Source organism: Pseudomonas sp. AAC (assembly GCF_000725445.1).
Lineage (GTDB): Bacteria > Pseudomonadota > Gammaproteobacteria > Pseudomonadales > Pseudomonadaceae > Pseudomonas > Pseudomonas citronellolis.
The window spans coordinates 125,959-151,064 of record NZ_KL647100.1; the positions used below are offsets into that span (position 1 = coordinate 125,959).

General features: G+C 68.5%; 21 protein-coding genes and 1 pseudogene. 9 read left to right on the forward strand and 13 right to left on the reverse strand.

Going from position 1 to position 25,106, the window contains the following annotated elements:
* Nucleotides 1-44: 44 nt before the first annotated feature.
* From FG99_RS24125 to pbpG, 3 genes are all read right to left on the reverse strand, one after another.
* On the reverse strand, nucleotides 45-1,310 hold the full coding sequence (locus FG99_RS24125) for an OprD family porin (RefSeq protein ID WP_043272650.1): 1,266 nt from the start codon (nucleotides 1,308-1,310) through the stop codon (nucleotides 45-47).
* A 297-nt stretch (nucleotides 1,311-1,607) separates the two neighbouring features.
* Complete coding sequence (locus FG99_RS24130) at nucleotides 1,608-3,032, reverse strand: sigma-54 interaction domain-containing protein (protein ID WP_043272651.1); 1,425 nt, start codon at nucleotides 3,030-3,032, stop codon at nucleotides 1,608-1,610.
* A 341-nt stretch (nucleotides 3,033-3,373) separates the two neighbouring features.
* Nucleotides 3,374-4,288, reverse strand: coding sequence for a D-alanyl-D-alanine endopeptidase (pbpG, locus tag FG99_RS24135; protein WP_051879212.1), 915 nt, complete (start codon nucleotides 4,286-4,288; stop codon nucleotides 3,374-3,376).
* 441 nt (nucleotides 4,289-4,729) lie between these two features.
* On the opposite strand from pbpG, the gene FG99_RS24140 reads away from it, so the two are divergent.
* The 4 genes and pseudogenes from FG99_RS24140 to FG99_RS33355 all read left to right on the forward strand — a co-directional run bounded on the left by FG99_RS24140 (nucleotide 4,730) and on the right by FG99_RS33355 (nucleotide 9,645).
* On the forward strand, nucleotides 4,730-6,400 hold the full coding sequence (locus FG99_RS24140; protein ID WP_043272652.1) for an AMP-binding protein: 1,671 nt from the start codon (nucleotides 4,730-4,732) through the stop codon (nucleotides 6,398-6,400).
* 15 nt (nucleotides 6,401-6,415) lie between these two features.
* On the forward strand, nucleotides 6,416-7,471 hold the full coding sequence (locus FG99_RS24145; RefSeq protein WP_043272653.1) for an AraC family transcriptional regulator: 1,056 nt from the start codon (nucleotides 6,416-6,418) through the stop codon (nucleotides 7,469-7,471).
* Nucleotides 7,472-7,677: 206 nt separating this feature from the next.
* A pseudogene (locus FG99_RS33350) lies at nucleotides 7,678-8,787 on the forward strand (HAMP domain-containing protein); the annotation flags it as partial.
* A gap of 102 nt (nucleotides 8,788-8,889) precedes the next feature.
* Complete coding sequence (locus FG99_RS33355) at nucleotides 8,890-9,645, forward strand: methyl-accepting chemotaxis protein (protein WP_370311555.1); 756 nt, start codon at nucleotides 8,890-8,892, stop codon at nucleotides 9,643-9,645.
* A 249-nt stretch (nucleotides 9,646-9,894) separates the two neighbouring features.
* On the opposite strand, the gene FG99_RS24155 is transcribed toward FG99_RS33355, so the two are convergent.
* Nucleotides 9,895-10,599 (reverse strand): glutathione binding-like protein, encoded by a 705-nt coding sequence (locus FG99_RS24155; protein WP_043272655.1) that lies wholly within the window; start codon nucleotides 10,597-10,599, stop codon nucleotides 9,895-9,897.
* A gap of 96 nt (nucleotides 10,600-10,695) precedes the next feature.
* Entirely contained in the window at nucleotides 10,696-12,081 is a 1,386-nt protein-coding gene (locus FG99_RS24160; protein ID WP_043272656.1) for an NAD-dependent succinate-semialdehyde dehydrogenase, read from the reverse strand.
* A gap of 158 nt (nucleotides 12,082-12,239) precedes the next feature.
* On the opposite strand from FG99_RS24160, the gene FG99_RS24165 reads away from it, so the two are divergent.
* Nucleotides 12,240-13,112 (forward strand): putrescine utilization regulator PtrR, encoded by an 873-nt coding sequence (locus FG99_RS24165; protein WP_043272657.1) that lies wholly within the window; start codon nucleotides 12,240-12,242, stop codon nucleotides 13,110-13,112.
* A 120-nt stretch (nucleotides 13,113-13,232) separates the two neighbouring features.
* Here the strand turns inward: FG99_RS24165 and FG99_RS24170 are convergent, their stop codons facing one another.
* The 8 genes from FG99_RS24170 to FG99_RS24205 all read right to left on the reverse strand — a co-directional run bounded on the left by FG99_RS24170 (nucleotide 13,233) and on the right by FG99_RS24205 (nucleotide 21,661).
* On the reverse strand, nucleotides 13,233-14,762 hold the full coding sequence (locus FG99_RS24170) for a nucleobase:cation symporter-2 family protein (protein ID WP_043272658.1): 1,530 nt from the start codon (nucleotides 14,760-14,762) through the stop codon (nucleotides 13,233-13,235).
* Between the two features lie 413 nt (nucleotides 14,763-15,175).
* Complete coding sequence (locus tag FG99_RS24175) at nucleotides 15,176-16,123, reverse strand: phospholipase D family protein (protein WP_043272659.1); 948 nt, start codon at nucleotides 16,121-16,123, stop codon at nucleotides 15,176-15,178.
* A 444-nt stretch (nucleotides 16,124-16,567) separates the two neighbouring features.
* Nucleotides 16,568-17,092, reverse strand: a complete 525-nt coding sequence (locus FG99_RS24180) for a cytochrome c family protein (protein ID WP_043272660.1) — start codon at nucleotides 17,090-17,092, stop codon at nucleotides 16,568-16,570.
* A 5-nt stretch (nucleotides 17,093-17,097) separates the two neighbouring features.
* Nucleotides 17,098-17,619 carry a methylamine dehydrogenase light chain gene (locus FG99_RS24185; protein ID WP_009622218.1) on the reverse strand — a complete coding sequence of 174 codons (522 nt, stop codon included), beginning with the start codon at nucleotides 17,617-17,619 and terminating at the stop codon, nucleotides 17,098-17,100.
* 20 nt (nucleotides 17,620-17,639) lie between these two features.
* The gene (gene mauD / locus FG99_RS24190; protein WP_043272661.1) at nucleotides 17,640-18,278 is read right to left on the reverse strand and encodes a methylamine dehydrogenase accessory protein MauD; all 639 of its coding nucleotides are present in this window, start codon (nucleotides 18,276-18,278) and stop codon (nucleotides 17,640-17,642) included.
* A 3-nt stretch (nucleotides 18,279-18,281) separates the two neighbouring features.
* Nucleotides 18,282-18,821: a MauE/DoxX family redox-associated membrane protein gene (locus tag FG99_RS24195; RefSeq protein WP_009622216.1), complete on the reverse strand. Its 540-nt coding sequence runs from the start codon at nucleotides 18,819-18,821 to the stop codon at nucleotides 18,282-18,284.
* 13 nt (nucleotides 18,822-18,834) lie between these two features.
* A complete protein-coding gene (locus tag FG99_RS24200; RefSeq protein ID WP_043272662.1) occupies nucleotides 18,835-19,983 on the reverse strand; it encodes an amine dehydrogenase large subunit in 1,149 nt (382 codons plus the stop codon).
* Between the two features lie 187 nt (nucleotides 19,984-20,170).
* Nucleotides 20,171-21,661 carry a sensor histidine kinase gene (locus FG99_RS24205; RefSeq protein ID WP_043272663.1) on the reverse strand — a complete coding sequence of 497 codons (1,491 nt, stop codon included), beginning with the start codon at nucleotides 21,659-21,661 and terminating at the stop codon, nucleotides 20,171-20,173.
* Nucleotides 21,662-21,892: 231 nt separating this feature from the next.
* Between FG99_RS24205 and FG99_RS24210 the strand changes: the two genes are divergently transcribed.
* The 4 genes from FG99_RS24210 to FG99_RS24225 are packed head-to-tail and all read left to right on the forward strand — an operon-like array spanning nucleotide 21,893 to nucleotide 25,105.
* A complete protein-coding gene (locus FG99_RS24210) occupies nucleotides 21,893-23,047 on the forward strand; it encodes an acyl-CoA dehydrogenase family protein (protein ID WP_043272664.1) in 1,155 nt (384 codons plus the stop codon).
* Nucleotides 23,048-23,069: 22 nt separating this feature from the next.
* Nucleotides 23,070-23,441: a hypothetical protein gene (locus FG99_RS24215; protein WP_043272665.1), complete on the forward strand. Its 372-nt coding sequence runs from the start codon at nucleotides 23,070-23,072 to the stop codon at nucleotides 23,439-23,441.
* A 3-nt stretch (nucleotides 23,442-23,444) separates the two neighbouring features.
* Entirely contained in the window at nucleotides 23,445-23,951 is a 507-nt protein-coding gene (locus FG99_RS24220; protein WP_043272666.1) for a nuclear transport factor 2 family protein, read from the forward strand.
* Nucleotides 23,948-25,105 (forward strand): amidase, encoded by a 1,158-nt coding sequence (locus FG99_RS24225; protein ID WP_043272667.1) that lies wholly within the window; start codon nucleotides 23,948-23,950, stop codon nucleotides 25,103-25,105. The genes FG99_RS24220 and FG99_RS24225 overlap by 4 nt, the downstream gene beginning before the upstream one ends.
* Nucleotide 25,106 lies beyond the last annotated feature (1 nt).

The window sequence follows — 25,106 nt, forward strand, 5'->3', positions numbered from 1 at the left end:
GTGGCCGCGCGTGATTATTGTGATGGTGGCGCGAATGCCGGCGGTTACCAGAGCGGCAGCACGTAGCTGAGGATCAGCCGGTTCTCGTCCAGGTCGTTGCCGAAATGGCTGGAGCGCACGCTAGCGTTGCGCCATTTGACGCCGAAGTTCTTCAGCGGCCCGCTCTGCACGACGTAGCCGATGTCCGTGTTGCGCTCCCACTCCTTGCCCTCCGGCTTGCCGGCGCCCAGCTCGATGTCGTCGCCGGACAGGTAGCGCGTCATGAAGGTCAGGCCGGGCACGCCCAGGGCGGCGAAGTCGTAGTCGTAGCGTAGCTGCCAGGACTTCTCGTCGCGGTTGGCGAAGTCGCCGATCTGCACGAAGTTGACCAGGAAGGCGTCGGTGCCGCCGATGTAGGCGAAGCCGGTATCGCCGTTCATGACCTGGTAGCCGGCGCCGAAGGCATGGCCGCCGAGGCTGTAGGTGAGCATGGCGCCGAAGGCGCGGTTGTCGACGTTGCTGTGGCCGTCGTCCTTGGAGCGGGCGAAGCGCAGGTCGGTCTTCAGCGATTGGCCTTCGGCGATGGGCAGCACGTGCAGCAGGTTGACGATGTGCTGGTCGTACAGGCCGTCGAGCTTGGCGTAGTTGTAGCCGGTGGTCAGCTGCGGCGTCCATTTGTAGCTCAGGTCGGCGAAGTCGAAGCGGTCGCTGTCGGCGCTGGCGACGATGCCGCGGGCGTTGCCGGTGGTGAGCGTCATGTCCTCGCTGTCGGAGGAATCGCGCTGGCTGACCTGGCGCAGGCGGCCGGCGTCGAAGGTCAGGCCGGCGAACTCGGTGGAATTCAGGTGCGCGCCCTGGAAGGTCTGCGGCAGCAGGCGCGAGTCGTTGGCGAGCACGCTGGGCAGCTTAGGCAGCAGGGTGCCGACCTTGAGCACGCTGTGGGAGGCGCGCAGCTTGGCGGTCAGGCCCAGTTCGCTGTAGTCGTCCTGGGCGCCGTGGACCTTCTCGCGGTCGCGCGGCAGCAGGCCGGAGCCGGCGCGGTCGGGGCTGGAGTCGAGCTTCACGCCCAGCAGGCCGATGGCGTCGACGCCCACGCCTATGGTGCCCTCGGTGAAGCCGGACTCGTAGCGCAGCAGGAAGCCCTGCGCCCATTCCTCCTGTTTCGACTGGGGCGCGGCGTCCTGGCGGAAGTCACGGTTGAAGTAGAAGTTGCGCAGTTCGAGGCTGGCCTTGCTGTCGGCGAGGAAATCGGCCTGGACGGGGAGCGCGATGCCGAGGGTGGAGCCCAGGGTGGCGAGGGCGACGGCATGGTTGAGCGGGGTTCTGCTCATGTTTGCTAGTACTCCTGGCGCGGCGCGGCGGCGAACCGGGGCGGGCCGTGGGCCCCGTGGGTAACGTTCGTGCGCGGACGGCGTTGGTTGTTGTTATGTCGGCGTGCGGCGGATGGCCGCCCGGGCCGGATAGCGAGAACCGTGCCAGATGTTTAACTAGCTGATTTTAAAGAGATTTATTTGGGTTTGCGGGGATCGCGCGCCGGGCTTTGTCTCCATTCGTGGACAAAGACGCATTCCATATGCCTGAAGACACCTGGAATTCGGGTTGTCTCTGAATGTAGAAAAGTCTCTGTTTCAGGACGAAAGGCCCAGGGCGGCCATCTTCTTGTACAGCGTCGAGCGGCCCAGCCCCAGGCGCCGCGCGGCCGCCTCGACGTTGCCGGCCTGTTCGGCCAGCACGTTGCCGATCAGCTCGCGCTCGAAGGCTTCCCGCGCGGCGTAGAAGTCCTGGCCCTCGGCCAGGCTGGCGCGGTTGCCGTCCGCCTGCGCCGGCGGCGCCTGCAGCGGGCCGAGGGCGGCGCGCAGGGCCTGGGCGTCCAGTTGCGCCCGGTCGTTGAGCAGCACGGTGCGCTCCAGCAGGTTGCGTAGCTCGCGCACGTTGCCCGGCCAGGCGTGGCGGCGCAGCAGGGCGAGGGCGTCGGCGTCCAGCTCGTAGAGGGCGTGGTTGTCCTCGCGCAGGTCGTCGAGGATCGCCTCGCACAGCGCCGGCAGGTCCTCCAGGCGCTCGCGCAGCGGCGGGATACCGATGGGCACCACGTTGATGCGGTAGTACAGGTCGGCGCGGAAGCGGCCCTCGCGCACGGCCTTGTCCAGGTCGATGGAGGTGGCTGCGATCAGCCGCACGTCGCTGCGCAGCACTTCGTTGGAGCCTACCGGCTCGAATTCCTTTTCCTGCAGCACGCGCAGCAGCTTGCTCTGCAGCGGCAGGGGCATGTCGCCGATCTCGTCGAGGAACAGGGTGCCGCCCTGGGCGATCTGCAGCTTGCCCGGGCGGCCCTTGCGGTCGGCGCCGGTGAAGGCGCCCGGCGCGGTGCCGAAGAACTCCGCTTCCAGCAGGGTTTCCGGGATGGCCGCGGCGTTGATGCTGACGAAGGCCTTGCCGGCCCGCGCCGAGGCGCTGTGGATGGCGTGGGCGAGCAGCTCCTTGCCGGTGCCGGTCTCGCCCAGCAGCAGCACCGGCGCCTCGCTGGTGGCGGCGCGGCGGGCGCGGCGCTTGACCTCCAGGCTGGCGCTGCCGTTGCCGATGAAGTGCGCCAGGCTGTACTTGGCCTGGCGCGCCTGCAGCAGCGAGCGGGTGGAGGCCAGCTCCTGGCGCATGCGCTGGTAGCGGCTGAGCAGCGGCGACAGCGAGCGCAGCTCGTCGAACAGGGCGAAGCCGATGGCGCCGATCACCTGCCCGGCGTCGTCGCGGATCGGCATGCGCATCACCACCAGCGGGTCGCGCGGCATGTCGAGGATGTCCAGCAGCATCGGCCGGCCGCTGCGCACCACTTCGCGCATCAGGCTGCCGGGGATCACGCTCTCCACCGGCCGGCCGACGGCCTGCTCGGCCTCGTCCAGGCCGAAGCGCTGGGCGTAGCGCTGGTTGATCCAGACGATATTGGCGTCGCGGTCGACGATCACGGTGCCCTCGCTGAACTGCTCGAAGATTTCGAACAGCGAGCGGATCGCCAACTGGCGGACGCTCTGGTAGTCCGTGAGGGGGGAGTTGTCGTGCATGGGCGGCCTGGTGCTTGGGGGGCTTTGAGCGGGCACTGTACCGGGATGTGGGGGGGAGGTCAGTAGGGAAGGGGGAGAAAGCGGGAGTGGAGTATGGGGTGGGTTCTGGTGTGGCGGGGGGGGCCCCAACCCTCTCCCCAGCCCTCGGCTGCGCGCCCCGCCCTGAAGGGAGAGGGGGCTAGGCCGTGCCGAGAGGAGGCCAGATTCCAGCCGGAAACCGTTGGTGCTGCCGGCTAACTCCAGAACACCCAGCTCTGCCCAACGGTCCCCTCTCCCTTCAGGGAGAGGGTTAGGGAGAGGGCGCTCTCAACCCCGAACACCCAAGCCCCCGGTAAACACCATCACTCCGCGGCCTGCATCCCCTGCGTCTGCTTCGCCTGCTTGTAACGCAGCGCCACCGCCGGCACCGGCGAGGCCTTGCCGGCTTCCACCCAGCGGCGGATGCGCGCGGCGTCGGCCACGTGGGTGCGCTTGCCGAAGGCGTCGAGCAGGGCCAGGGCCACCGGGCGGCCGTTCATCACCGTGACCATCACCAGGCAATGCCCGGCCTGGTTGGTGAAGCCGGTCTTGGTAAGGCGGATGTCCCACTTGCCGGCGCGCACCAGCGGGTTGGTGTTGAAGAAGCTCAGCGCGTAGCTCGGGTGGCTGAAGCGCGCATCCTTGGTCGCGGTGGTGCTCAGTTCGCGGATCAGCGGGTACTGGTAGGCGGCCTTGACCAGGCGGATCAGGTCATGGGCGGTGGAAGTGTTGTCGATCGACAGGCCGGTGGGCTCCACATAGTGGGTGTGCAGCATGCCCAGGGACTTCGCCTTGGCGTTCATCGCCTTGACGAAGGCCACGCTGCCGCCCGGGTAGTGGTGGGCCAGGCTGGCGGCGGCGCGGTTTTCCGAGGACATCAGCGCCAGCAGCAGCATCTGCCGGCGGTCGATGCGGCTGCCCAGGTGCACGCGGGAGAACACGCCCTTCATCTCGGCGGTCTCGGAGATGTCCACGTCGATCTGCTCGTCCAGCGGCAGCTTGGCGTCGAGCACCACCATGGCGGTCATCAGCTTGGTCACCGAGGCGATCGGGCGGACCACGTCGGGGTTGCTGGAATACACCACCTTGTCGGAGTTCAGGTCCACCACCAGGGCGCTGCCGGAGGCCAGGACCAACTGGCTGGGGGTGACTTCCGCCTTGCTGGCGGCGAGGGCGGGCAGGGCGAAGGCAAAGGTACAGGTGAAGAAAAGGCCCAGGATCGAACGACGAATGTTCATGGATGTGATTCGCACAAGTGGGAGGGTCTACATCCGTGTAGGCAATTTCCCAGAATTCTAATCCATGACCGGAGCCCGTGCATCAGCCTGGCAGTGGCCCAGGGGAAAGAATTTCAAGGGCTTGCAGGCACAAGTGCGTGTATCACTTTGAAAGCGCAGCGGCGGGAATGAGAAAGTGTCTCGCCAAGTGTTGCGAAATGCGAATGCCGGGCCGGGGTATCGGCTGTCGGATTATTCCAAGTATCTGATTCTCAAGGTGTTCTGATTCTGTGGCATGAAGCTTGACTGGCTAAGCTGTAGAGAACGAGGCGGATCGCGGGCTTGCGTTTACCTTTACGTTAACGTAAAGATGCTCGGCGAGCCGTCGACCGGCCGGTCATGCCCATGCCTGTGGGCCCGGCCATGAGCCCAGTCCCAGAACAAGCACAACAAGGGAACGCCATGAACCACCCGAGCTATACCCGTGGCCGCCAGGACAAGCCGCTGCTGGCCATGACCATAGGCGCTGCCTTCGACGACACCGCCGGCCGCTTCGCCGACCGCGAAGCGCTGGTGGTGCGGCACCAGAACCTGCGCTACACCTGGGCCCAGCTGGCCGAGGTGGTGAACGCCACGGCCCGCGCCTTCCTCGCCCTGGGCCTGCGCCAGGGCGACCGCCTGGGCATCTGGGCGCCGAACTGCGCGCAGTGGTGCATCACCCAGTTCGCCAGCGCCAAGATCGGCGCCGTGCTGGTCAACATCAACCCGGCCTACCGCGCCAACGAGCTGGAGTACGCGCTGAAGCAGTCCGGCTGCCGCTGGCTGGTGTGCGCCGACGCCTTCAAGACCTCCGACTACCACGGCATGCTCGCCGAGCTGCTGCCGGAGCTGCGCGACTGCCGCCCGGGCGAGCTGAACAGCGCGCGCCTGCCGGAGCTGAGCGGGGTGGTCAGCCTGGCCGCCCAGGCCCCGGCCGGGTTCCTCCGCTGGGACCAGCTGGAAGGCATAGGCGCCTCGGTATCCGCCGAGGAGCTGGCGCAGCGCCAGGCGCTGCTGCAGTTCGACGAGCCGATCAACATCCAGTACACCTCCGGCACCACCGGCTTCCCCAAGGGCGCCACCCTCAGCCACTACAACATCCTCAACAACGGCTACATGGTCGGCGAGAGCATCGGCCTCACCGAGCACGACCGCCTGGTGATCCCGGTGCCGCTGTACCACTGCTTTGGCATGGTGATGGGCAACCTCGGCTGCATGACCCACGGCGCCACCATGATCTACCCGGCGCCCAGCTTCGAGCCGGAAGCGACCCTCGCTGCCGTGGCCGAGGAACGCGCCACCGCGCTCTACGGCGTGCCCACCATGTTCATCGCCGAGCTGGACCACCCGCGCCGCGCCGAATTCGACCTGTCCAGCCTGCGCACCGGGATCATGGCCGGCGCCACCTGCCCGATCGAGGTGATGCGCCGGGTCATCAATGAAATGCACATGGCCGAGGTGCAGATCGCCTACGGCATGACCGAGACCAGCCCGGTGTCGCTGCAGACCGGCCCGGACGACGAGCTGGAAATCCGCGTGACCACCGTCGGCCGCACCCAGCCGCAGCTGGAGAGCAAGATCATCGACGGCGACGGCCGCATCGTCCCGCGCGGCACCATCGGCGAGCTGTGCACCCGCGGCTACAGCGTGATGCTCGGCTACTGGAACAACCCCCAGGCCACGGCCGAGGCCATCAGCCCGGCGCGCTGGATGCTCACCGGCGACCTGGCGGTGATGGACGAGGCGGGCAACGTGCGCATCGTCGGGCGCAGCAAGGACATGATCATCCGCGGCGGCGAGAACATCTATCCGCGCGAGATCGAGGAATTCCTCTATACCCACCACGCCGTGGCCGACGCCCAGGTGATCGGCATCCCCGACGACAAGTACGGCGAGGAGCTGGTGGCCTGGGTCAAGTTCCACCCCGGCCACGGCGTCGACGAGGAGGAACTGCGGGCCTTCTGCAAGGCGCGCATCGCCCACTTCAAGGTGCCGCGCTACTTCCGCTTCTGCGACGAGTTCCCGATGACGGTGACCGGCAAGATCCAGAAGTTCCGCATGCGCGAGATCAGCATCGAGGAACTGCGTGGCTGACGGACGCGAGGCGCCATGCCGGTAGAGAAGGGCACCATCTCCATCCGCCTGGTCAACGAGGCCCTGGCCGAACCCGTTCGCCAGGGCCTCGACGCGTCCGCGCTGCTGGCCGCGGCGGGCATCGCCGGCGAACTCGTCGGCAAGCCCTACGCGCGGGTGCCGATCCAGGCCTATTCGCGGCTCTGGCTGCGCCTGGCGAAGGCGCTGGACGACGAATTCTTCGCCATGAACCCGCGGCGGATGAAGTCCGGCAGCTTCAACTTCATGGCCCGCACGGCGATCCACGAAGCGACCCTGGAGGCTGCGCTGGAGCGTGCCCTGGCCTTCCTAGGCCTGGTCTTCGACGGCCTGCAGCCACGCCTGGTGAGCCAGGACGGGGTGGCCGCCATCCAGCTCGACGAGGGCGCGGCGCCGCCGCAGCGGGCCTTCTGCTACTTCACCCTGTACCTGATGGTCCACGGCCTGGCCTGCTGGCTGGTGGGCCGGCGCATCCCCATCCTCGCCATCGACCTGCGCAGCCCGCAACCGGACTACATCGAGGACTACCGGGTGATGTTCAGCGACAACCTGCGCTTCGCCCGCCGGCAGACGCGCCTGCTGTTCAACGCCGAGGCCCTGGCCCTGCCGGTGCGCCGCGACGAACGCGAGCTGCGGCGCTTCCTGGTCGGCGCCCCGGCCAACATCCTGGTGCGCTACCGCGACCCGCAGAGCCTGGCGGCGCGCATCAAGGCCTACCTGCGCAGCCAGCGCTGCGAGCGCTGGCCGGACCTGGAGGCGCTGGGCAGCCACTTCTACATGGCGTCCTCGACGCTGCGCCGCAAGCTCGCCGCCGAAGGCCAGTCGTACCAGGCGCTGAAGGACCAGCTGCGCCGCGACCTGGCCATCGCCCGCCTGGACGCCGGCGAAGGCAACTTCGCCGAACTGGCCGAGGAACTCGGCTTCGCCGACACCAGCGCCTTCTACAAGGCCTTCCGCAAGTGGACCGGCTCCACCCCCGGCCAGTACCGCGCGCTGATGCAGCAGGAAAACGACTGGCCCGACGCCTCCAGAAATCCCCCGCCAGGCCGATAGCCTGGGGCACTCCCACGTTCCTAGGACCTCCGCCCATGTTCCTGACGCGCCTTTCGATCCAGTGGAAGATCACCCTGCTGGCCGGCCTCTGCCTGTTGTGCACCGTGGCCTTGCTGGTGGGCAGCTCGCTGCTGCGCATGAACCACAACCTGCAACTGGTGAAGACGGCCAATGCACAGATGCTCGAGGATGCGGCCCAGGCGCGCATGCAGGCGCGGGCCGAGCAGCAGGCGGAGACCATCCAGCGCTTCTTCACCGACGTCTACCACTTCGGCGACCAGTTCAGCCGCCAGGTCGCCCAGTTGCGCGCCCAGAGCGCGCGGCACGGCGTCGATGCGCAGGTGCTGCGCGAAGACCTGGTGAAGCTGGTGCACGACGGCCTGAAGTCCAACCCGACGCTGCTCAGCCTGTACGTGGTGTTCGAGCCCGAGGCCCTCGACGGCCAGGACGCCCGCTTCGCCGGCCAGGAAGCCCTGGGCAGCAACGAGAAGGGCCGCTTCGGCGCCTACTGGGCGCAGAAGGCCAGTGGCGACAGCAGCCTGGCGGTGACCGAGGCGATGATCGCCGACACCACCGCGATGCTCGACGGCACCCCGTTCAACACCTGGTACCAGTGCCCGAAGCAGAACCTGCGGCCCTGCGTGCTCAACCCGTACTTCGACGACGCTTCCGGCCAGCGCGTGCTGATGACCACCGTGGTGTTCCCGCTGATGGAGAACGGCAAGCTGCTGGCCGTGGTCGGCGCCGACATCAGCCTGAGCCGCCTGCAGCAACTGGCCCTGGACGGCGACCGCGCGCTCTACGACGGCCAGGGCGCTATCCGCATCCTCAGCCCGGCCGGGTTGCTGGCCGGCGACAGCCAGGACGCCAACCAGCTCGGCCAGCCGCTGGGCAAGTCGGTGGCCAACGCCGCCGAACTGCTCGCCGTGCAGGCCGCCGGCACGCCCAGGGCGCTGATGGGCGAGGACAAGCTGCAGGTGGTCGAGCCGCTGCAGGCCATCCCCGATTCGAAGAACTGGGGCGTGCTGCTGGAAGTGCCGCGCGCGGTGCTGCTGGAGCCGTCGCTGAAGCTGCAGGGCGAGCTGGATGCGCGCAACCTCGGCGGCGCGCTCTGGGAAACCGCCTTCGGCGTCGGCCTGGCGCTGGTGGTGCTGGTCCTGCTGTGGCTGACCGCTCGCGGCGTGACGCGCCCGATCCTCGGCGTGGCCGGCATGCTGCGCGACATCGCCAGCGGCGAGGGCGACCTGACCCAGCGCCTGAAATACCAGGGCCAGGACGAACTGGGCGAACTGGCCGGCTGGTTCAACCGCTTCCTCGACAAACTGCAGCCGATCATCCGCGACGTGAAGGCCTCGGTGCAGGACGCCCGCGCCACCGCCGACCAGTCCGCCGCGCTGTCGACCCAGACCAGCGCCGGCATGCAGCAGCAGTTCCGCGAGATCGAGCAGGTGGCCACCGCCTCCCAGGAAATGAGCGCCACCGCCCACGACGTGGCCAACAGCGCAGCCCAAGCCGCCGACGCCGCCCGCGGGGCCGACGGCGCCACCCGCGACGGCCTGGCGGTGATCGACCAGACCACCCGCGCCATCGACGAACTGGCCCGCGACATGAGCCAGGCCATGACCCAGGTCGAGGGCCTGGCCGCCAGCAGCGAGCAGATCGGCTCGGTGCTGGAGGTGATCCGCGCCATCGCCGAGCAGACCAACCTGCTGGCCCTCAACGCCGCCATCGAAGCGGCCCGCGCCGGCGAGGCTGGCCGTGGCTTCGCGGTGGTGGCCGACGAAGTGCGCAACCTGGCCAAGCGCACCCAGGACTCGGTGGAGGAAATCCGCCAGGTGATCGAAGGCCTGCAGAACGGCACCCGCGAAGTGGTCACCGCCATGCACAGCAGCCACCAGCAGGCCCAGGGCAGCGTCAGCCAGGTGGAGCAGGCGGTCGCCGCGCTGCAGCGCATCGGCGAGGCGGTGGGGGTGATCAACGACATGAACCTGCAGATCGCCAGCGCCGCCGAGGAACAGAGCGCGGTGGCCGAGGAGATCAACCGCAACGTGGCGGGTATCCGCGACGTGACCGAATCGCTGTCCGGCCAGGCCCAGGAGTCGGCGCAGATCAGCCAGTCGCTGAACGACCTGGCGAATCACCAGCAGGGGCTGATGGGGCAGTTCCGGGTGTGACCGGCGGGCCCCCATATACCCATCGCCACAGCCGCATGGGTATCGCAAGCTCAACCCATCCTACGAAGAGCGCCTCGGCGCAGGGACGTAGGGCGCATAACCGTTCGCGGTTATGCGCCGCTGGCCGGAACACCGATACCTCCGCCCCACACACAACCCCCGTAGGATGGCGTTGAGCGAAGCGATACCCATCACCACGGCCGCATGGGTTTCGCAAGCTCAACCCATCCTACGAAGAGCGCCTCTGCGTCAGCCCTTGCTCACACTGGCCGCGGTCTGGCCGAAGAGGATCTTCTTGCCTTCCTCGGTCACCGACGGCCGCGACGAATACGCCTGGCCCTTCTCGTAGGCGCGCACGGTCGCCGGCCGGGCGGCTATGCCTTCGAACCAGCGCTTGAGGTGGGGGAAATCGTCCAGGTCCTGCTGCTGGCGCTGCCACGGCACCACCCAGGGGTAGCTGGCCATGTCGGCGATGCTGTACTGCGCGCCGGCGAGGTAGGGCACTTTCGCCAGGCGCTTGTCCATCACGCCGTACAGGCGGTTGGTCTCGTTGATGTAGCGCTGCATGGCATAGGGCAGCTTTTCCGGCGCGTACTGCACGAAGTGGTGGTTCTGCCCGGCCATCGGGCCCAGGCCGCCGACCTGCCAGAACAGCCATTCCAGCACCGTCTTGCGCCCGCGCACGTCGGCCGGCATGAACTGGCCGGTCTTTTCCGCGAGGTAGACGAGGATGGCGCCGGATTCGAACACGCTGATCGGCTCGCCGCCGTCCGCCGGGGCGCTGTCGATGAGGGCGGGCATGCGGTTGTTCGGCGAGAAGGCGAGGAACTCCGGCTTGAACTGGTCGCCGGCGCTGATATCGACGGGGTGGATGCGGTAGTCGAGCCCCGCCTCTTCGAGGAACAGGGTGATCTTGTGGCCGTTGGGGGTGGGCCAGTAGTACAGCTCGATCATGGGACCTCCTGAAATGGCGACGCCCCGGCACCCTGCCGAGGCGTGCAACGCCCGCGCCCAGGAGAGCTGCGCGGGCTGGAAGCCAAGACTATAGCTTTACTTGCGGTCGATCCAGACGGTCTGCGGGTTGAGGAACTCGCGCAGGCCGAAGTGCGACAGCTCGCGGCCGAAACCGCTCTTCTTCACGCCGCCGATCGGCACGCGCGGGTCGGAGGCGGAGAAGCCGTTGATGAACACGCCGCCGCTGACCAGGCGCCGCGCCATGTGCTGGGTCTTGGCCTTGTCGGCGCTCCAGATGGCGCCGGACAGGCCGAACTCGCTGTCGTTGGCCAGTTCCAGGGCGTGCTCGGCGTCGCGCGCGACTATCACCGAAGCCACCGGGCCGAAGATTTCCTTGGCGAAGGCGGTGTTGCCCGGCTTCACGTCGGCCAGCACGGTCGGCGCGTAGTAGTTGCCTTCGCCTTCCAGCTTGTGGCCGCCCAGCAGCAGGCTGGCGCCGTCGGCGATGGCCTGTTGCACCTGGCCGTGCAGTTCGTCGCGCAGGTCGAAGCGGGCCATGGGGCCGACGAAGGTGTCGTCCGCCAGCGGGTCGCCGATCTTCAGCGCCTTGACCGCGGCCAGCAGCTTCTCGGTGAAGGCCGGGGCGATGGATTCCTCGACGATCATGCGCTTGGCGGCGATGCACACCTGGCCGCAGTTGCCGAAGCGGCTGGCCACGGCGGCCTTCACGGCGGCGTCCAGGTCGGCGTCGGCCAGCACGATGAAGGCGTCGGAACCGCCCAGCTCCAGCACGCACTTCTTCAGCGCGGCGCCGGCCTGGGAGGCGATGGCCGCGCCGGCGCCCACGCTGCCGGTCACGGCGATGGAGGCGATGCGGTCGTCGGCGATGGCCTTGGAGACCAGCGGCGGCTCCACGTTCAGCACCTCGAACACGCCCTCGGGCAGGCCGGCCTGCAGCCAGGCATCGCGCAACTGATAGGCGCAGCCCATGACGTTCGGCGCGTGCTTGAGCACGTAGGTGTTGCCGCCGAGGATGATGCTCACCGCGCCGCGCATGACCTGCCAGGTGGGAAAGTTCCACGGCATCACGGCCAGCACCGGGCCCAGCGGCAGGTAGGAGATGTACGCGCCTTCGATGCTGGTCTTCTCGTCTTCCAGCATGGCCGGGCCGTGCTCGGCGTACCAGTCGCAGAGGTTGGCGCACTTGTTGATCTCGCCGCGCGCCTGGGTGACCGGCATGCCCATTTCCCGGGCTTCCATGCGGGCCATGGGCTCGACGTTGGCGCGCAGCACCTCGGCCATCCTGCGCAGCACGGCGACGCGTTCGGCCACCGGGGTCTCGCGCCACTGGCGGAAGGCGGCGTCGCTGCGGGCCAGGGTGCTTTCCAGCTGGGCGGCGTCCTCGAAGGGGTAGCGGGCCAGTTCCTGGCCGGTGGCGGGGCTGCGCGAGATGGCAGCGGGGATGGCGGCGATCTGGTTCATGGAAGGTCCTTGCACGGCAGGTGGGGCTGGCCGCCGTCGGTCGGCGGCGTCGGTTGTCCGGCCGGCGCCACTGGCGCCGGCATGGGGAAGAAAGTAAGGTGGCGCTTCATTCATGACAAATGAATAATTCAGAAAGGATCATTCTCTCGGAGAGAAACGTGGACCTGACCCAACTGGAGTTCTTCCGCGCCGTCGCCCAGGACGGCAGCATCACCGCCGCCGCGGGCCGCCTGCACCGCGTGCCGTCGAACCTGACCACGCGCATCAAGCAGCTGGAAAGCGAGCTGGGCGCCGAGCTGTTCATCCGCGAGAAGTCGCGCCTGCGCCTGTCGCCCACCGGGCGCAGCTTCCTCGACTACGCCGAGCGCATCCTCGACCTGGTGGAAGAGGCGCGCCAGGTGGCCAGCGGCGCCGAACCCCACGGCAGCTTCTCCCTGGGTTCGATGGAAAGCACCGCGGCGGTGCGCATCCCCGAGCTGCTGGCGCGCTACCACCAGCGCTTCCCCAAGGTGCAGCTGGACCTCTCCACCGGCCCCTCGGGCGAGATGATCGACGGCGTGCTCTCCGGGCGTTTCATCGCTGCCTTCGCCGACGGCCCGGCCAACCACCCGCAGCTGGACGGCCGCCCGGTGTTCCAGGAGGAACTGGTGCTGATGAGCGCCCAGGGCCACCCGCCGGTGCGCGACGCCCGCGACGTGGCGGGGGAGACGGTGTTCGCCTTCCGCGACACCTGCTCCTACCGCAAGCGCCTGGAAGGCTGGTTCGCCGAGCAGCGCGTGGTGCCGGGCAAGATCATGGAGATGGAGTCCTACCACGGCATGCTGGCCTGCATAGCCGCCGGCGGCGGGGTGGCGATCATCCCCAAGGCGCTGTTCGACAGCCTGGCCGGCGGGCGCAACGTGACCATCCACCACCTGGCCCCCAGCCACGCCGAAGCCACCACCTGGCTGTTCTGGCGCCGCGGCACCGACACCCCGGCATTGCGCGCCTTCATCGGCCTGCTGGAACCGGAGCAGCGGGAGGCGGCGTAGGGCGTATAACCGCGAACGGTTATACGCCCTACGGTGCTGTTAGGGATCAGGATGACTCTGAACTCCCCGGCCCCTCAGGACAGCCCCCTCTCCCGCTTGCGGGAGAGGGGCTTTTCGTCATCAATGCGCCGCAGCCTTCACCGTCCTTGGCGGCGCATGCTCGGCCTGTTCGTGCTCCTCGTCGATCACCGGCACCTCGTTGCCGTCCTTGTCGTGCAGCCTGCCGTTGAGGAAGTAGTCGCCCTCGTTCAGCGCGGCGATGTCGCGGTAGCGCAGGGTGCGTTCCTCGGCGGCGACGAATACCGACTGCTGGTCCGAGTTGCCGGTCTTGAAGTGGTTGAACAGCAGGTTCAGGGCGATGGCCATGATGGCCGAGGAGCTGATGCCGGAGTGGAAGATGGTTTCCACCCAGCCGGGGAAGTTGTGGTAGAAGTTCGGCGCCGCGATCGGCAGCATGCCGAAGCCCAGGGCGGTGGCGACTATCACCAGGTTCATGTTGTTGTGGTAGTCCACCTTCGACAGGGTGCGGATGCCGCTGGCCGCCACGGTGCCGAACAGCACCAGGCCGGCGCCGCCGAGCACCGCCGGGGGCACCGCGGCCACCACCCGGCCGACCACCGGCAGCAGGCCGAGGGTCACCAGGATCAGCCCGCCGGTGGCCACCACGTAGCGGCTCTTCACGCCGGTCACCGCCACCAGGCCGACGTTCTGGGCGAAGGCGCTCTGGGTGAAGGAACCGAAGATCGGCGCCAGGATGCTCGACAGCATGTCGGCGCGCAGGCCGTTGCCCAGGCGCTTGGAGTCCACCTTGGTGCCGATGATCTCGCCCACGGCGAGGATGTCCGCCGAGGTTTCCACCAGGGTCACCAGGATCACGATGCACATGGAGATGATCGCCGCCAGGTGGAAGGTCGGCATGCCGAAGTGGAAGATCTCCGGCATGGCCAGCATCGGGCCTTCGGCGACCTTGGAGAAGTCGGTCATGCCCAGGGCGTAGGCGATGCCGGTGCCGATCACCATGGCCAGCAGGATCGACAGGCGCGAGATGGCGGCGCTGCCCAGCTTGCTCAGCAACAGCACGATGACCAGGGTCACCGCGGCCAGGCCGATGTTCGCCGTGCTGCCGAATTCCGCCGCCTTGGGGTTGCCGCCCATGGCCCAGCGCGCGGCCACCGGCATCAGCGTCAGGCCGATGGTGGTGATGACCACGCCGGTGACCAGTGGCGGGAAGAACTTGGTGATGCGCGAGAACACCGGGGTGATCAGCAGGCCGATGGCCGAGGCCGCCATTACCGCCCCCAGCACCGCGGGGATGCCGCCGCCCTCGTAGCCGGTGGTGAGGATGGCGAGCATGGTCGCCACCCCGGCGAAGGACACGCCCTGCACCAGCGGCAGCTGGCTGCCGAAGAAGGGCAGGCCGAGGGTCTGCAGCAGCGTGGCAAGGCCGCCGGCGAACAGCGACGCGGCGATCAGGGTGCCGATCTCGGCGGGCGATAGGCCGGCGGCCTGGCCGAGGATCAGCGGCACGGCGACGATGCCGCCATACATGGTCAGAACGTGTTGCAGGCCGTACGCCAGGTTGGCGCCGACACCGAGGTTCTCGTCTTCCGGGCGGGTGCTGGAGGACGCTACAGCTGAACGGTCATTCATGGCTGGAGGACTCGCTTGTTTTTGTTGTGCCGAGCACTGTAAACACGGTTGTTCCTGTTTGGCTACTACCTTGTATACAAAATCTTATTCGACAATCTGAACTATCTGATTCGAAAGAGAAAATAATCTTTCGAGAAATGCGCAAGCGACCGCCTGCACGCCGTCCGGAGCGAAGCAAGAACCTGGCCAGGTCGTCAGGAATTTTGGATACAGGGGCGCCGTAGGTCGGCACGGCCCGGGTGGCGCGAGGGCATGGCCATTGCGTCGGCCATGGAGCCAGGTGGCGAGAGGGAAGAAGTGCACGGAAGTCGGGCGCCGCGGCCTCAAGATGGTGCCGTCCAGCGGGAGCGCAAATGAAAAACGCCGCGACGGGGAACCGTTCGCGGCGTTTTCGCAGGGCGCGGGGAGGGGCTTCAGATCATGAAGCGCAGGATGTCCGCCCGGTTCATCTCGGTGCGGCCTTCCTCGTACCAGCGCGGGATGACGTCCTTCAGGCCTTCCTTGGTGTCGTCCAGGTTGAACGGCGCCGGGTAGCGCTTCTTGCGGTAGGAATAGATGTAGTAGGTGCCGTCGCGGTAGAGGATGCGGTCGAAGGTGTAGAAGCCGATGTGCGAGCCGTTGCAGCGCGCGGTCAGCACCACGTCGCCTTCCTCGTAGGGCAGGGCGCCCTCGGCGCATTCGTAGGTGAAGAACTCGCGCACGTCGTCCCAGTCCACGCCGCTGCTGGCGCGCAGGAAGCCCTCGGCGGTGGTCTCGGAGTCCTCGGAGTGGTCGCTGTACCAGATGAACAGCGGGATGCTCTGGTTGGACTCCTCGCCCAGCCAACTCTCGCCGTCCAGGTACTGCGCGGTGCGCGCCAGGCCCGCCTGCATGCGGCGGTGGTTCCAGCGGTAGGTTTCCAGCGCCTCGTCGAAGGCCTCGGTCTGGGTGCTGGGCAGCACGCCTTCGGTGGCCTTCAGCTGTTCGACGCGGGCCAGGTGCTGCTGGTAGAGCGCGGCGTCCTGGATGACCACGGCGTTGTCGCGGGACAGGCCGACGCCCAGTTCGGTGAAGTTGGCGCTGCCGAGGATGACCACGTCCGGCTCGATCAGGTAGAGCTTCCAGTGGATGCTCTTCTGGTAGCGGAAGTCGACGGACAGGGCCAGGTCGTCGCCGCCTTCGCCGATGCAGTACTCGATGAAGTCCGGCGAGGTGAAGGAGTTGATGGTCCCGACCACTATGTCCAGACGGTTGCCGTTCGCGCGCAGGCTTTCCACCAGGGGTTCGGTGCCGGCGGCGAAGGCGGTGACGACCGTGATCTTCTTGTCGCGCTGTTGGCCGAGGTAGCCCGCGAGGTCGTTCCGATTATCGAGGATCTGCATAGGTTCTCCAGCAGCATGGGTTCCGCAAAATGTAGGCATTGTCGCACGCCGGTGGGGGAGGTTTCACGCTTGGCGCGCAAAGGTCGGTGCTAGAGCCGGGGGCCTTGGTTTTCTTGCTCGCGAACCGTGCTCGCCGGCGATCATGGTATTTCCGGTTGACTCCGCACCCTCTCCCCAGCCCTCGGCTGCGCGCCCCGCCCTGAAGGGAGAGGGGGCTTGTCCGTGCCGAGAGAAGGAATGGTTTCAGCCGGAAACCTGCGGCGTTGCCGGCTGACTCGGGAAAACCAGACCGCGCCGAACGGTCCCCTCTCCCTTCAGGGAGAGGGTTAGGGAGAGGGAAAGGAGCTGAAATCGGCGCCGAAGCAACCAGCAAGCACCGTTCGCGAAAAGCCAGCCAAAAAAAGCCCGCCATACGGCGGGCCGAAGCGGAACCAAAGGAGTCTTTCAGTCGCCCATGCCATCTTCGATGGCGATGCCCTGTTTGCGCATCTGGGCGATCAGCTGGGCGCGGGTTCCTGGCAGGTTGAGCATGGTTTCGTGGCGAATCCCCGCCACTTCCTCCGCGGTGTAGGGCTCGTAGCTGGCCGGCATGCTGTTGCCGGCCATGCCGTCCTTGCGCAGCAGCCAGTTGAGCATGTCCGCCAGTTGCGCATCGTTGAGCGCCGACATCGACATGCCCGGCACCCGCACCAGGAACTGGCGGCCGCCCTCCACCTTCAGGAAGTTGCCGACGAAGCCGAGCATCCTCGGCACGTCGTTGGCCTTGGAGCCGGCGCCGTCGGACAGGTGGCAGCCCGCGCACTGCAGCTGGTAGTTGGTGGCGTTGCTGTAGCCGGCCTCGGCGATCGGCGTCTGCGGCGCCTCGTTGCCCGGCGCGTGTTTCTGGTGCGGGTCGGGGATGCTGCGGGCCTGGGCCGCCGGGGCGGCCAGCAGGCACAGCAGCGCGAGGGTCGGCAGCGAGCGCTTCATCTGCGTTATACCGCGACGCCGCGGATGACCGAGACGGTGCAGTGGTAGATGTGCGACTTGGCCGCCAGGCACCAGTTCACGTCGTTGTTGTTGAACGGACGGTAGGCCGGCTCCTCGCTGTCGTTGCGGGTGCAGGCGCACTGGTTGCAGCTGTGCTTACCGCAGCAGTCGTTATAGGAAATGATGTAGTTCTTGCCGTCGGCCGGGTTGTGGCAGGTGCCCACCCAGGCCACCTGCGACACCTCGGTGCCCGGCGGGCAACTGGACACGCTGCCGCCGCAGCAGGAGCAGAGGAAGCCGTCGATGGAGCAGTAGCGCCAGTAGTCGCAGCTGTTGGGGTCGCCCGGGTCGCCGGCCATCGGCTTGTCGGCGGCCAGGGCCTTGCCGGTGCGGTCGATGGGCAGTAGCACCGGCAGGGCGGCGCCGGCCACCAGCAGCGAACCCATGCGCGAGAGCAGCTTGCGCCGCGAGGTGGTGTCGGCGATGCGACGGGAGGAGCGCTCGAAGAGCTGGTCGAGGAATTTCATCGGTTATCCCTTTTTATTGTTCAGTGGGCGCTGTGCGAGTGCGCGTGGCCGGGCTCGTGGCTGTGAACCTGAGGCTGCTGGGCCTGCAGGTACTGCTGCAGGGTGGCGCTGCCCAGGTGCTCGGCCTCGAACAGGCTGTCCAGGTGCTCGCGGGAGTTGACCAGGCCCTTGGCGCGGAGGATGCCGTTCCGGTCGATCAGCGCCGCGTAGGGCAGCTTGCCGATCTGGTAGGTCATGCCCACTTCCGGGCCGACCACGTAGGTGGCGCCTTCGAGCTTGTGCTCGGCGATCAGCGCCTGCTGCGCGGCCGGCTCGCTGTCGCTGACGAAGACCACGTCCAGGCGCTGCGCCTGTTCCTTGGCGATGGACTTGATCGCCGGCAGCAGCGACTTGCAGATCGGGCAGGTGGGCGAGAGGAAGAACAGCAGCTGGGCCTTCTCGCCGGCGTAGCCGAAGTTCACCGGGCGGCCGTGGCGGTCGGCGGCGGTGACCTGCGGGGCCGGTTCATTCACGGCGACGCCCTTGTCGACCATCAGCGCGCCGGCCGGGGCGATGCGCCCGTGCAGCACGCCGATCTGGCGCACCAGGCCCATGACGACGAATGCCAGTGCCAGCAGCAGGCACCAGAGCAGGATGTTGGAAACGATCATGGCTTCCATGGTTCACCTTCCAATGAGTTTGAGCAGACGGGGGCCGTTGGCCAGCAGGCCGTCGGCGGAGACGTAGAGGAGCAGGGCGACGGCGCTGGCGGCCAGCGTCACGAAGCCGTCGAACAGGCCCAGCTCGCGGGCCTGCGGCTGCAGGCTGGCGAGCAGGGCCAGGGCGATGAGCACGGCGTTGCGCGCCAGCAGCACCGGGCGCAGCGGCTGGGCCTGGTCGGGCCCGGCGCAGCCGCAGTCGATGTCGCGGCGGCCGCGCCACAGGTTGACGCCGATGGCCGCGGCGTACAGCGCCAGCAGCGCGGCGGCGGCCAGGGCCGCCAGCGAACGGCTGGCCGGCACCAGCAGGGCGAAGGCGACGGCGCCTTCCAGCAGCGGCAACACGCGGGCGGCGGGCTTGAGCAGGGCCTGCGGCAGCAGCTGGTAATCCTCCAGCTGCCGCGCGAAGCGCCCCGGCGCGCGCCACTTGTGGCTGGCGGCGCTGGCCAGGATCACCGCCACCGAGACGGCGCCGGCGATCACGTAGATGGGATCGGCTTGCATGGTCGTGCCTCTGTCAGTGGGTCAGGACCTGGGTGGCGGTCTTGGCGATCTTTTCCACGGTGCCGGTGTGCTTGCCGGCCTTCAGGTCGAAGATCTCCAGGCCGCCTTCGACGTTGGCGCCGTACAGCAGCGGGGCGTCGTCGCTGGTGGCGGTCATGCTCCAGACCGGGGCCGGGGCGCTGAGGGTGCCGATCTTCTTCTGCGTCTTCAGATCGTAGACCCAGATGTCGGTGCTCGGGTCTTCCCACTTCATCGGCTCGTGCTGGTCGTGCATCAGCACGTACAGGCGGTTCAGCTTCGGCGCCAGGGCCAGTTCCTGCCAGCCGCCGGGGGCCCAGCCGGCCTTGCGTTCGGCGTCGGTGACCAGCGACCAGGTCGGCAGCACCTTGGGCTGCTTGCCGGAAAAGTCGATGGCGTGGATGACGCCTTCGGTGGTGGTGAAGTAGTAGGTCTCGCCATTGTTGATGGCGCGCTCCACTAGCTTCTCCTTGTTCGGGTCGAAGAACGGCGTGCGGCTGCGGGCGGTTTCCTTGCCGTCTTCGCCGAGGGTCACCAGCTGCATGCTGCCGTCGCCGCACAGCGAGGCGAAGGCGCGCTTGCCCACCGGGTAGTTGAGCACGCAGCCGGGGATGGCGATCTCGGCGGTCACCGCCTTGGCCTGGGTGTCGACCACGGTCACCGAGGTGGACGGGGTGAAGTTGTAGACGTAGGCGAAGCGGTCGTCGCCGCTGACCGCCAGGCCGTAGCGCTGGGTCAGGGATTCGGAGCGCTTGCTGGGGATCACCACTTCCCAGGACGGCGACAGGGTGGAGGTGTCCCAGGCGGTCAGCACGTCGGTGCGGGTGCCGCGGGTGCCGCGCGAGTAGTACAGGTCGGCGGTGTACAGGGTGTGCTGGTCGTGGCTCAGGGTCGAAGGCGCGGCGAAGCCGGTGCTGACCATGCCGAGCATCTTCTTCTGCGCCGGGTCCACCACGGTCACGCGGCCGGTCACGAAGCTGTCGAACTCCACGTCGACGACGTAGGCGCGGTGCGGGTCCGGCGGGAACGGCAGGGTCGTCTGGCCGACGGTCTCCGGCGGCAGGTCGGCGAATGCGCCGCCGACGGCGGCCAGCGAGACGCCTAGCGCCAGCGTGGTACGAGCAAGGATCCTGGTTATTCGCATGGGGGGTGGCTCCCTCGATTTTATTGGATGGTCGGACCGCGGACCGGTGTGGGCAGAAGACTGCAGCCCTAGTCTGCCCGGCGTTGCCCGCTGCTGCCTTGTTCTGCGTGCCAAGCCCTTGTCTGTCCCTGACAGGGCTTGTGCCGGCGCGCCAGGGCAAGCATCGGCGGGGTTCGCGCGGCGCGCCCTACCGTTGGTCGGCGGGCCTCACGCAGGGCAGGGCGATGCAGAACATGGCGCCGTGGGGCTCGACGTTCTGCGCCCAGATGTCGCCGCGGTGGCGCGACACGATGTTGCGGCACAGCGCAAGGCCAATGCCGTTGCCGCTGACCTTGGAACTGAAGAAGCCGTCGAACAGCCGCTCCCGCGCGCCGGCGTCGATGCCGCGGCCGCGGTCCTCGACGCAGAGCAGGGCGCTGTCGCCCTCGCGGCGGGTGTGGATGCGCAGCCGGCGGCGCTCGGCGGGCAGCTCGGCCATCTCCTCGATGGCGTTGAAGGCCAGGTTGAGGATCACCTGGCCGATCAGCACCTTCTCGCAGCTCACCGGCAGCGCCTCGGCGCAGGGCGCCAGCTCCAGGCGCACGCCGGCCGGCTGGCCCTTGAGGTCGATGAAATAGCGGGCGTCGGCCAGCAGCTCGTTGAGGTCGACGCACTGCTCGGCCTGCTCCAGGCGCACCACGTACTCGCGCACGCTCTTGATGATCTCCGAGGCGTGCTCGATCTGCCGCACCGCGCTGTCCAGGCCCCAGGCCACGTTCGGTTCGACCGCGCCCTGCTGGCCGAGGCGGATCACCGAGCCCTCGATGAAGTTGCGCGTGGCCGCCAGCGGCTGGCTCAGCTCGTGGGCGATGGCCACGGCCATCTCGCCCATGGCGTTGTAGCGCGCCAGGTATTCCAGCTTCTGCTCGCTCTGCCGGCGGGCCTCCTCGGCGCGCACCTGTTCGCTGACGTCGCGGAACAGCAGCAGGTGGCCCTTGAGGTCGTCCTCGATCTCGATGTAGCGGCAGGTGGCGTGGTGCCAGCGCCAGTCGCCGTCGCAACGCCGCAGGTGGTAGCCGACGCTGTAGGGCTCGCGGCTCGGCGGCGTGCGCGAGAGGTGCTGGAGCAGGCGCTGGCGGGATTTCTCGTCGCAGGTGTCGAGGAAGTTGCGCCCCAGGTGGCGGCGGTCCGCGGCGCCCAGCAGGGCCAGGGCGGAATCGCTGATGAAGCGGATGTCGCCGTCGGGGCCGAGCACCGCCACGCCCTCGGCCAGGTCCTGCATGAAGGCCTTCAGCCGGCTCTCGGTGCGCTTCAGCTCGCGCTTGACCTTGTCTTCCTTGGAGATGTCGCGGAACTGCACCATCAGCACGTCGCGCTCGGCCAGGTGGACCAGGGTGGCGGTCGCCTCGGAAAGGATGTCCACGCCCTGCTTGGAGCGGTAGCACCACTCGATGGCGCGCTGCCCGGTGCGCGCCGCGCCCTCCAGCCAGCGCAGGCCGATGGAGCGGCGGTACTTTGGGGCCGGGTTGGTCATGTCCGGGGCCTTCAGCGGCACCAGTTCCTCCAGGCTGAAGCCCAGGGCCTGTAGCGCGGCGCTGTTGGCCCAGAGGATCTCCTTGGTCTGCGCGTCGTGCAGCAGGATGCACAGCGGCATGGCCTCGATGAGCGCGTGGAAGTCGGTTTCGGCAGGCTGGAACATGGCGGGCAACTCTTGGCGATGCGCGTTCCCGGACGCGGGGCACGGCTTTTATAGCGCGCAGCCTAGCGCGTCGGCGCTAGGAAACAACCCGGCGGGCACTAGGGGATTCCTTTAGCGCGCGGGCGGCACGCCCCAATAGAGGCGCGCTCGGCACGCTCCCTACACTGGGCCCCATCGACGGCCGCCGGCTCCCACCGGACGGCCGGCCCACAAGAACACAGGGAGACGCCCATGCCGCGTTCAGCCGCCGCCGCCACAAATTCGCCCCTCGCCAGCCGTGCCAGCCTGTTCGAGCAGGTGCTCGACGAGGTCCGCCAGCGCCGCGACGAGTTCGATGCCCGCTCCCACGTGCCGCGCGACATGATCGAGCGCTTCATCGAGGCCGGCATCTACCGCTCCGCCACCCCGCGCTGCTTCGGCGGCGACGCGCTGCCGCCGGCCGAGTTCCTGCGCCTGGTCGAGCGCATCGCCGAGGCCGACGGCTCCGCCGGCTGGGTGGCCAGCTTCGGCAGCGCCAGCACCTACCTCACCGCGCTGCCGCGCGAGACCCTGGCCGAGCTGTACGCCGAGGGCCCGGACCTGGTGTTCGCCGGCGGCCTGTTCCCGATCCAGCCGGCCGAGCAGGTGGAAGGCGGCTGGCGCGTCAGCGGCACCTGGAAGTTCGCCAGCGGCTGCAAGGGCGCCGACGTGCTCGGCGTCGGCATCGGCCTCGGCGGCCCCGGCGGCAAGCCGCGCACCGCGCTGCTGCGGGCCCGCGACGTGGAGATCGTCGAGAACTGGGAAGTGGTCGGCCTGAAGGGCACCGGCAGCCACGACCTGCGCCTGGACAAGGTCTTCGTGCCCGACGCCTGGACCTTCATCCGCGGCGGCCAGAGCAGCATCGACGAGCCGCTGTACCGCTACCCGACCATCGCCTACGCCGCCCAGGTGCTGGCGGTGGTCAACCTCGGCCTGGCCCGCGCCGCCCTCGACGAGATCGCCCGCATGGCCTCCGGCAGCGGCGTGACCGGCGCGCCCAGACTGGCCGACCGCGCCTACGTGCGCATCGAGCTGGGCAAGGCCGAGGCGCAGCTGCACGCCGCGCGCGGCTTTTTCTACGACGCCACCGGGCAGGTCTGGGAATCCATCCTCGCCGGCAACGCCGTGACGCCCGAGCAGGTCAGCCTGTTGCGCCTGTCCGCCGTGCACGTCTCCCGCGCCGGCGCCGAGGTGGTGCAGCGCGCCTACGCCCTGGCCGGCACCACCGCCATCTACCTGCGCCACCCGCTGCAACGCTACCTGCGCGACGCCATGGTGGTGACCCAGCACGCCTTCCTCAGCGACGGCATGTACGACGGCGCAGGCTCCGTGCTGCTCGATGTGCCGCCGTTCCCCGGCTACCTCTGATCGACCACAAGGACAAGAAACCATGACCCGACCCACCGCCGAACCCATGCGCGTGCTGTTCTGCATCGGCATCACGCAGAACTTCTTCGACCTGCCCACCGGCGAAGGCATCAGCGTCTGGAAGGGCTTCAGCCAGATGATGGGCGAACTGGGCGCGCTGCCCGGCATGAACGTGCTCGGCGTGCTCGACGACGACCGCCTGATGGTCGGCGCCTCCAACACCGCGCCCTGGACCGTCTACATCATGGCCGACGTCGACTGCCACCAGACCGTGGTCGACGCCTGCAACCTGTTCCGCACCGTGCAGGTCGGCCCGTACAGCCTGTGGAAGTACGCCCGGATCGAAGCCCGCGTCGGCCGCCCGCTGAGCATCCCCGAAGCGGCGCGGAGCTGAGCCATGGGCCAGGCCCTGGAGCAGTTGCAAGCACGCTTGGAGCGCCTGGAGGGCGAGGCCGCGGTGCGCCGTTTGATGGCCCGCTACATGGACCTCTGCGACGTCCCGCGCGACAGCCTCGCATTGCAAACCGAGCTGGCCGGGCTGTTCGCCGAGGACGCCATCTGGGAAGGCCTGGGCGCCCGCGCCGGGCAGAGCTTCGGCCGCCATGAAGGGCGCGCGGCGGTGGCGGCGTTCGTCGCCGGCTACCTGCCGCCGGCCGAGCACTTCGCGCTCAACCTGCACTTCCTCGGCAGCGAGTCGATCGAGGTCGGGGAGGGCGGCGACACCGCGCGCGGCCAGTGGCTGATGCAGCAGCTGTCGACTTACGTCGACGGCCGCAGCGAACTGTTCGGCACCCGCCTGAACCTGGACTTCCGCCGTGTCGGCGAGGCTTGGCAGATCACCCATTTCCGTACCCGGCGGCTACTGGCCATGCCGCTGGGCGCACTCGCGGAGGGCGAGGCATGAGCATCTTCGTCAGCGAATTCGTCATTGAATTGGAACCTGGCGGCGCCGGCAAGCGCGTCGCCGTCAAGGACACCATCGACATCGCCGGCCATCCGACGCGTTGCGGCAGCCGCGCGCTGGCCGACAGCGCGCCCGCGCAACACCACGCCGAAGTGGTGCAGCGGGTGCTCGACGCCGGCTGGCGCATCGTCGGCAAGACCAACCTGCACGAGCTGGCCTTCGGCGTCACCGGCATCAACGACTGGAGCGGCACGCCGCTCAACCCGCAGGCGCCGGAGCGCGTGCCCGGCGGCTCGTCCAGCGGCTCCGCCGCGGCGGTCGGCGCGGGCCTGGCGGACATCGCCCTGGGCACCGACACCGGCGGTTCGGTGCGGGTGCCGGCGGCCTGCTGCGGCGTGGCCGGGCTCAAGCCGAGCTTCGGCCGCGTCAGCCGCGCGGGCGTGCACCCGGAACACAGCAGCCTGGATTGCGTCGGGCCGTTCGCCGCGAACATGGCCGACCTCGTCGCCGCCATGCAGGTGCTCTGCCCCGGCTTCGGCGCGGTGAACCTGCCCGGCGCCAACGCCCGCGTGGCCTTCCTCGAAGTGCCCGCCGACCCGCACATCCAGGCCTGCCTGGGCGCCGCCGCCGACCGTGCCGGCTGGCGCCGGGCGAGTCTCTACCTGGGCGAGTTCGAGGCGGCCTTCGAGGCCGGCCTCGTCGTCATCAACCACGAGAACTGGGCGGCGCTGGGGCAGTTCACCGGCAAGGGCCTGCTGGGCGCCGACGTCGAGCAGCGCCTGCTTGCCGCCGGGCGCACCAGCGCCGCGCAGCTGGCCGAGGCCGAAGGCGTGCGCGCGAGCTTCACCCGCGCCATCGACTCCGCCCTGGACGATTACGAAATCCTGCTGCTGCCGACCCTGGCCAGCCTGCCGCCGCTGCTCAGCGATGCGCGCAGCGGCAAGAGCGTGGCCGCGCTGACCTCCCTGGTCCGCCCCTTCAACCTCAGCGGCCACCCGGCGCTGAGCGTGCCGGTGGAGCTGGAGCACGGCGGCCTCAAGGTCGGCCTGCAGATCGTCGGCCGCAAGGGCGACGACGAACGCGTCTGCGCCTTCGGTGCGCAGCTGGAACAGGCACTGGCCGCCGAGCGGCCGACGAACAAGAAAATGGCATGAG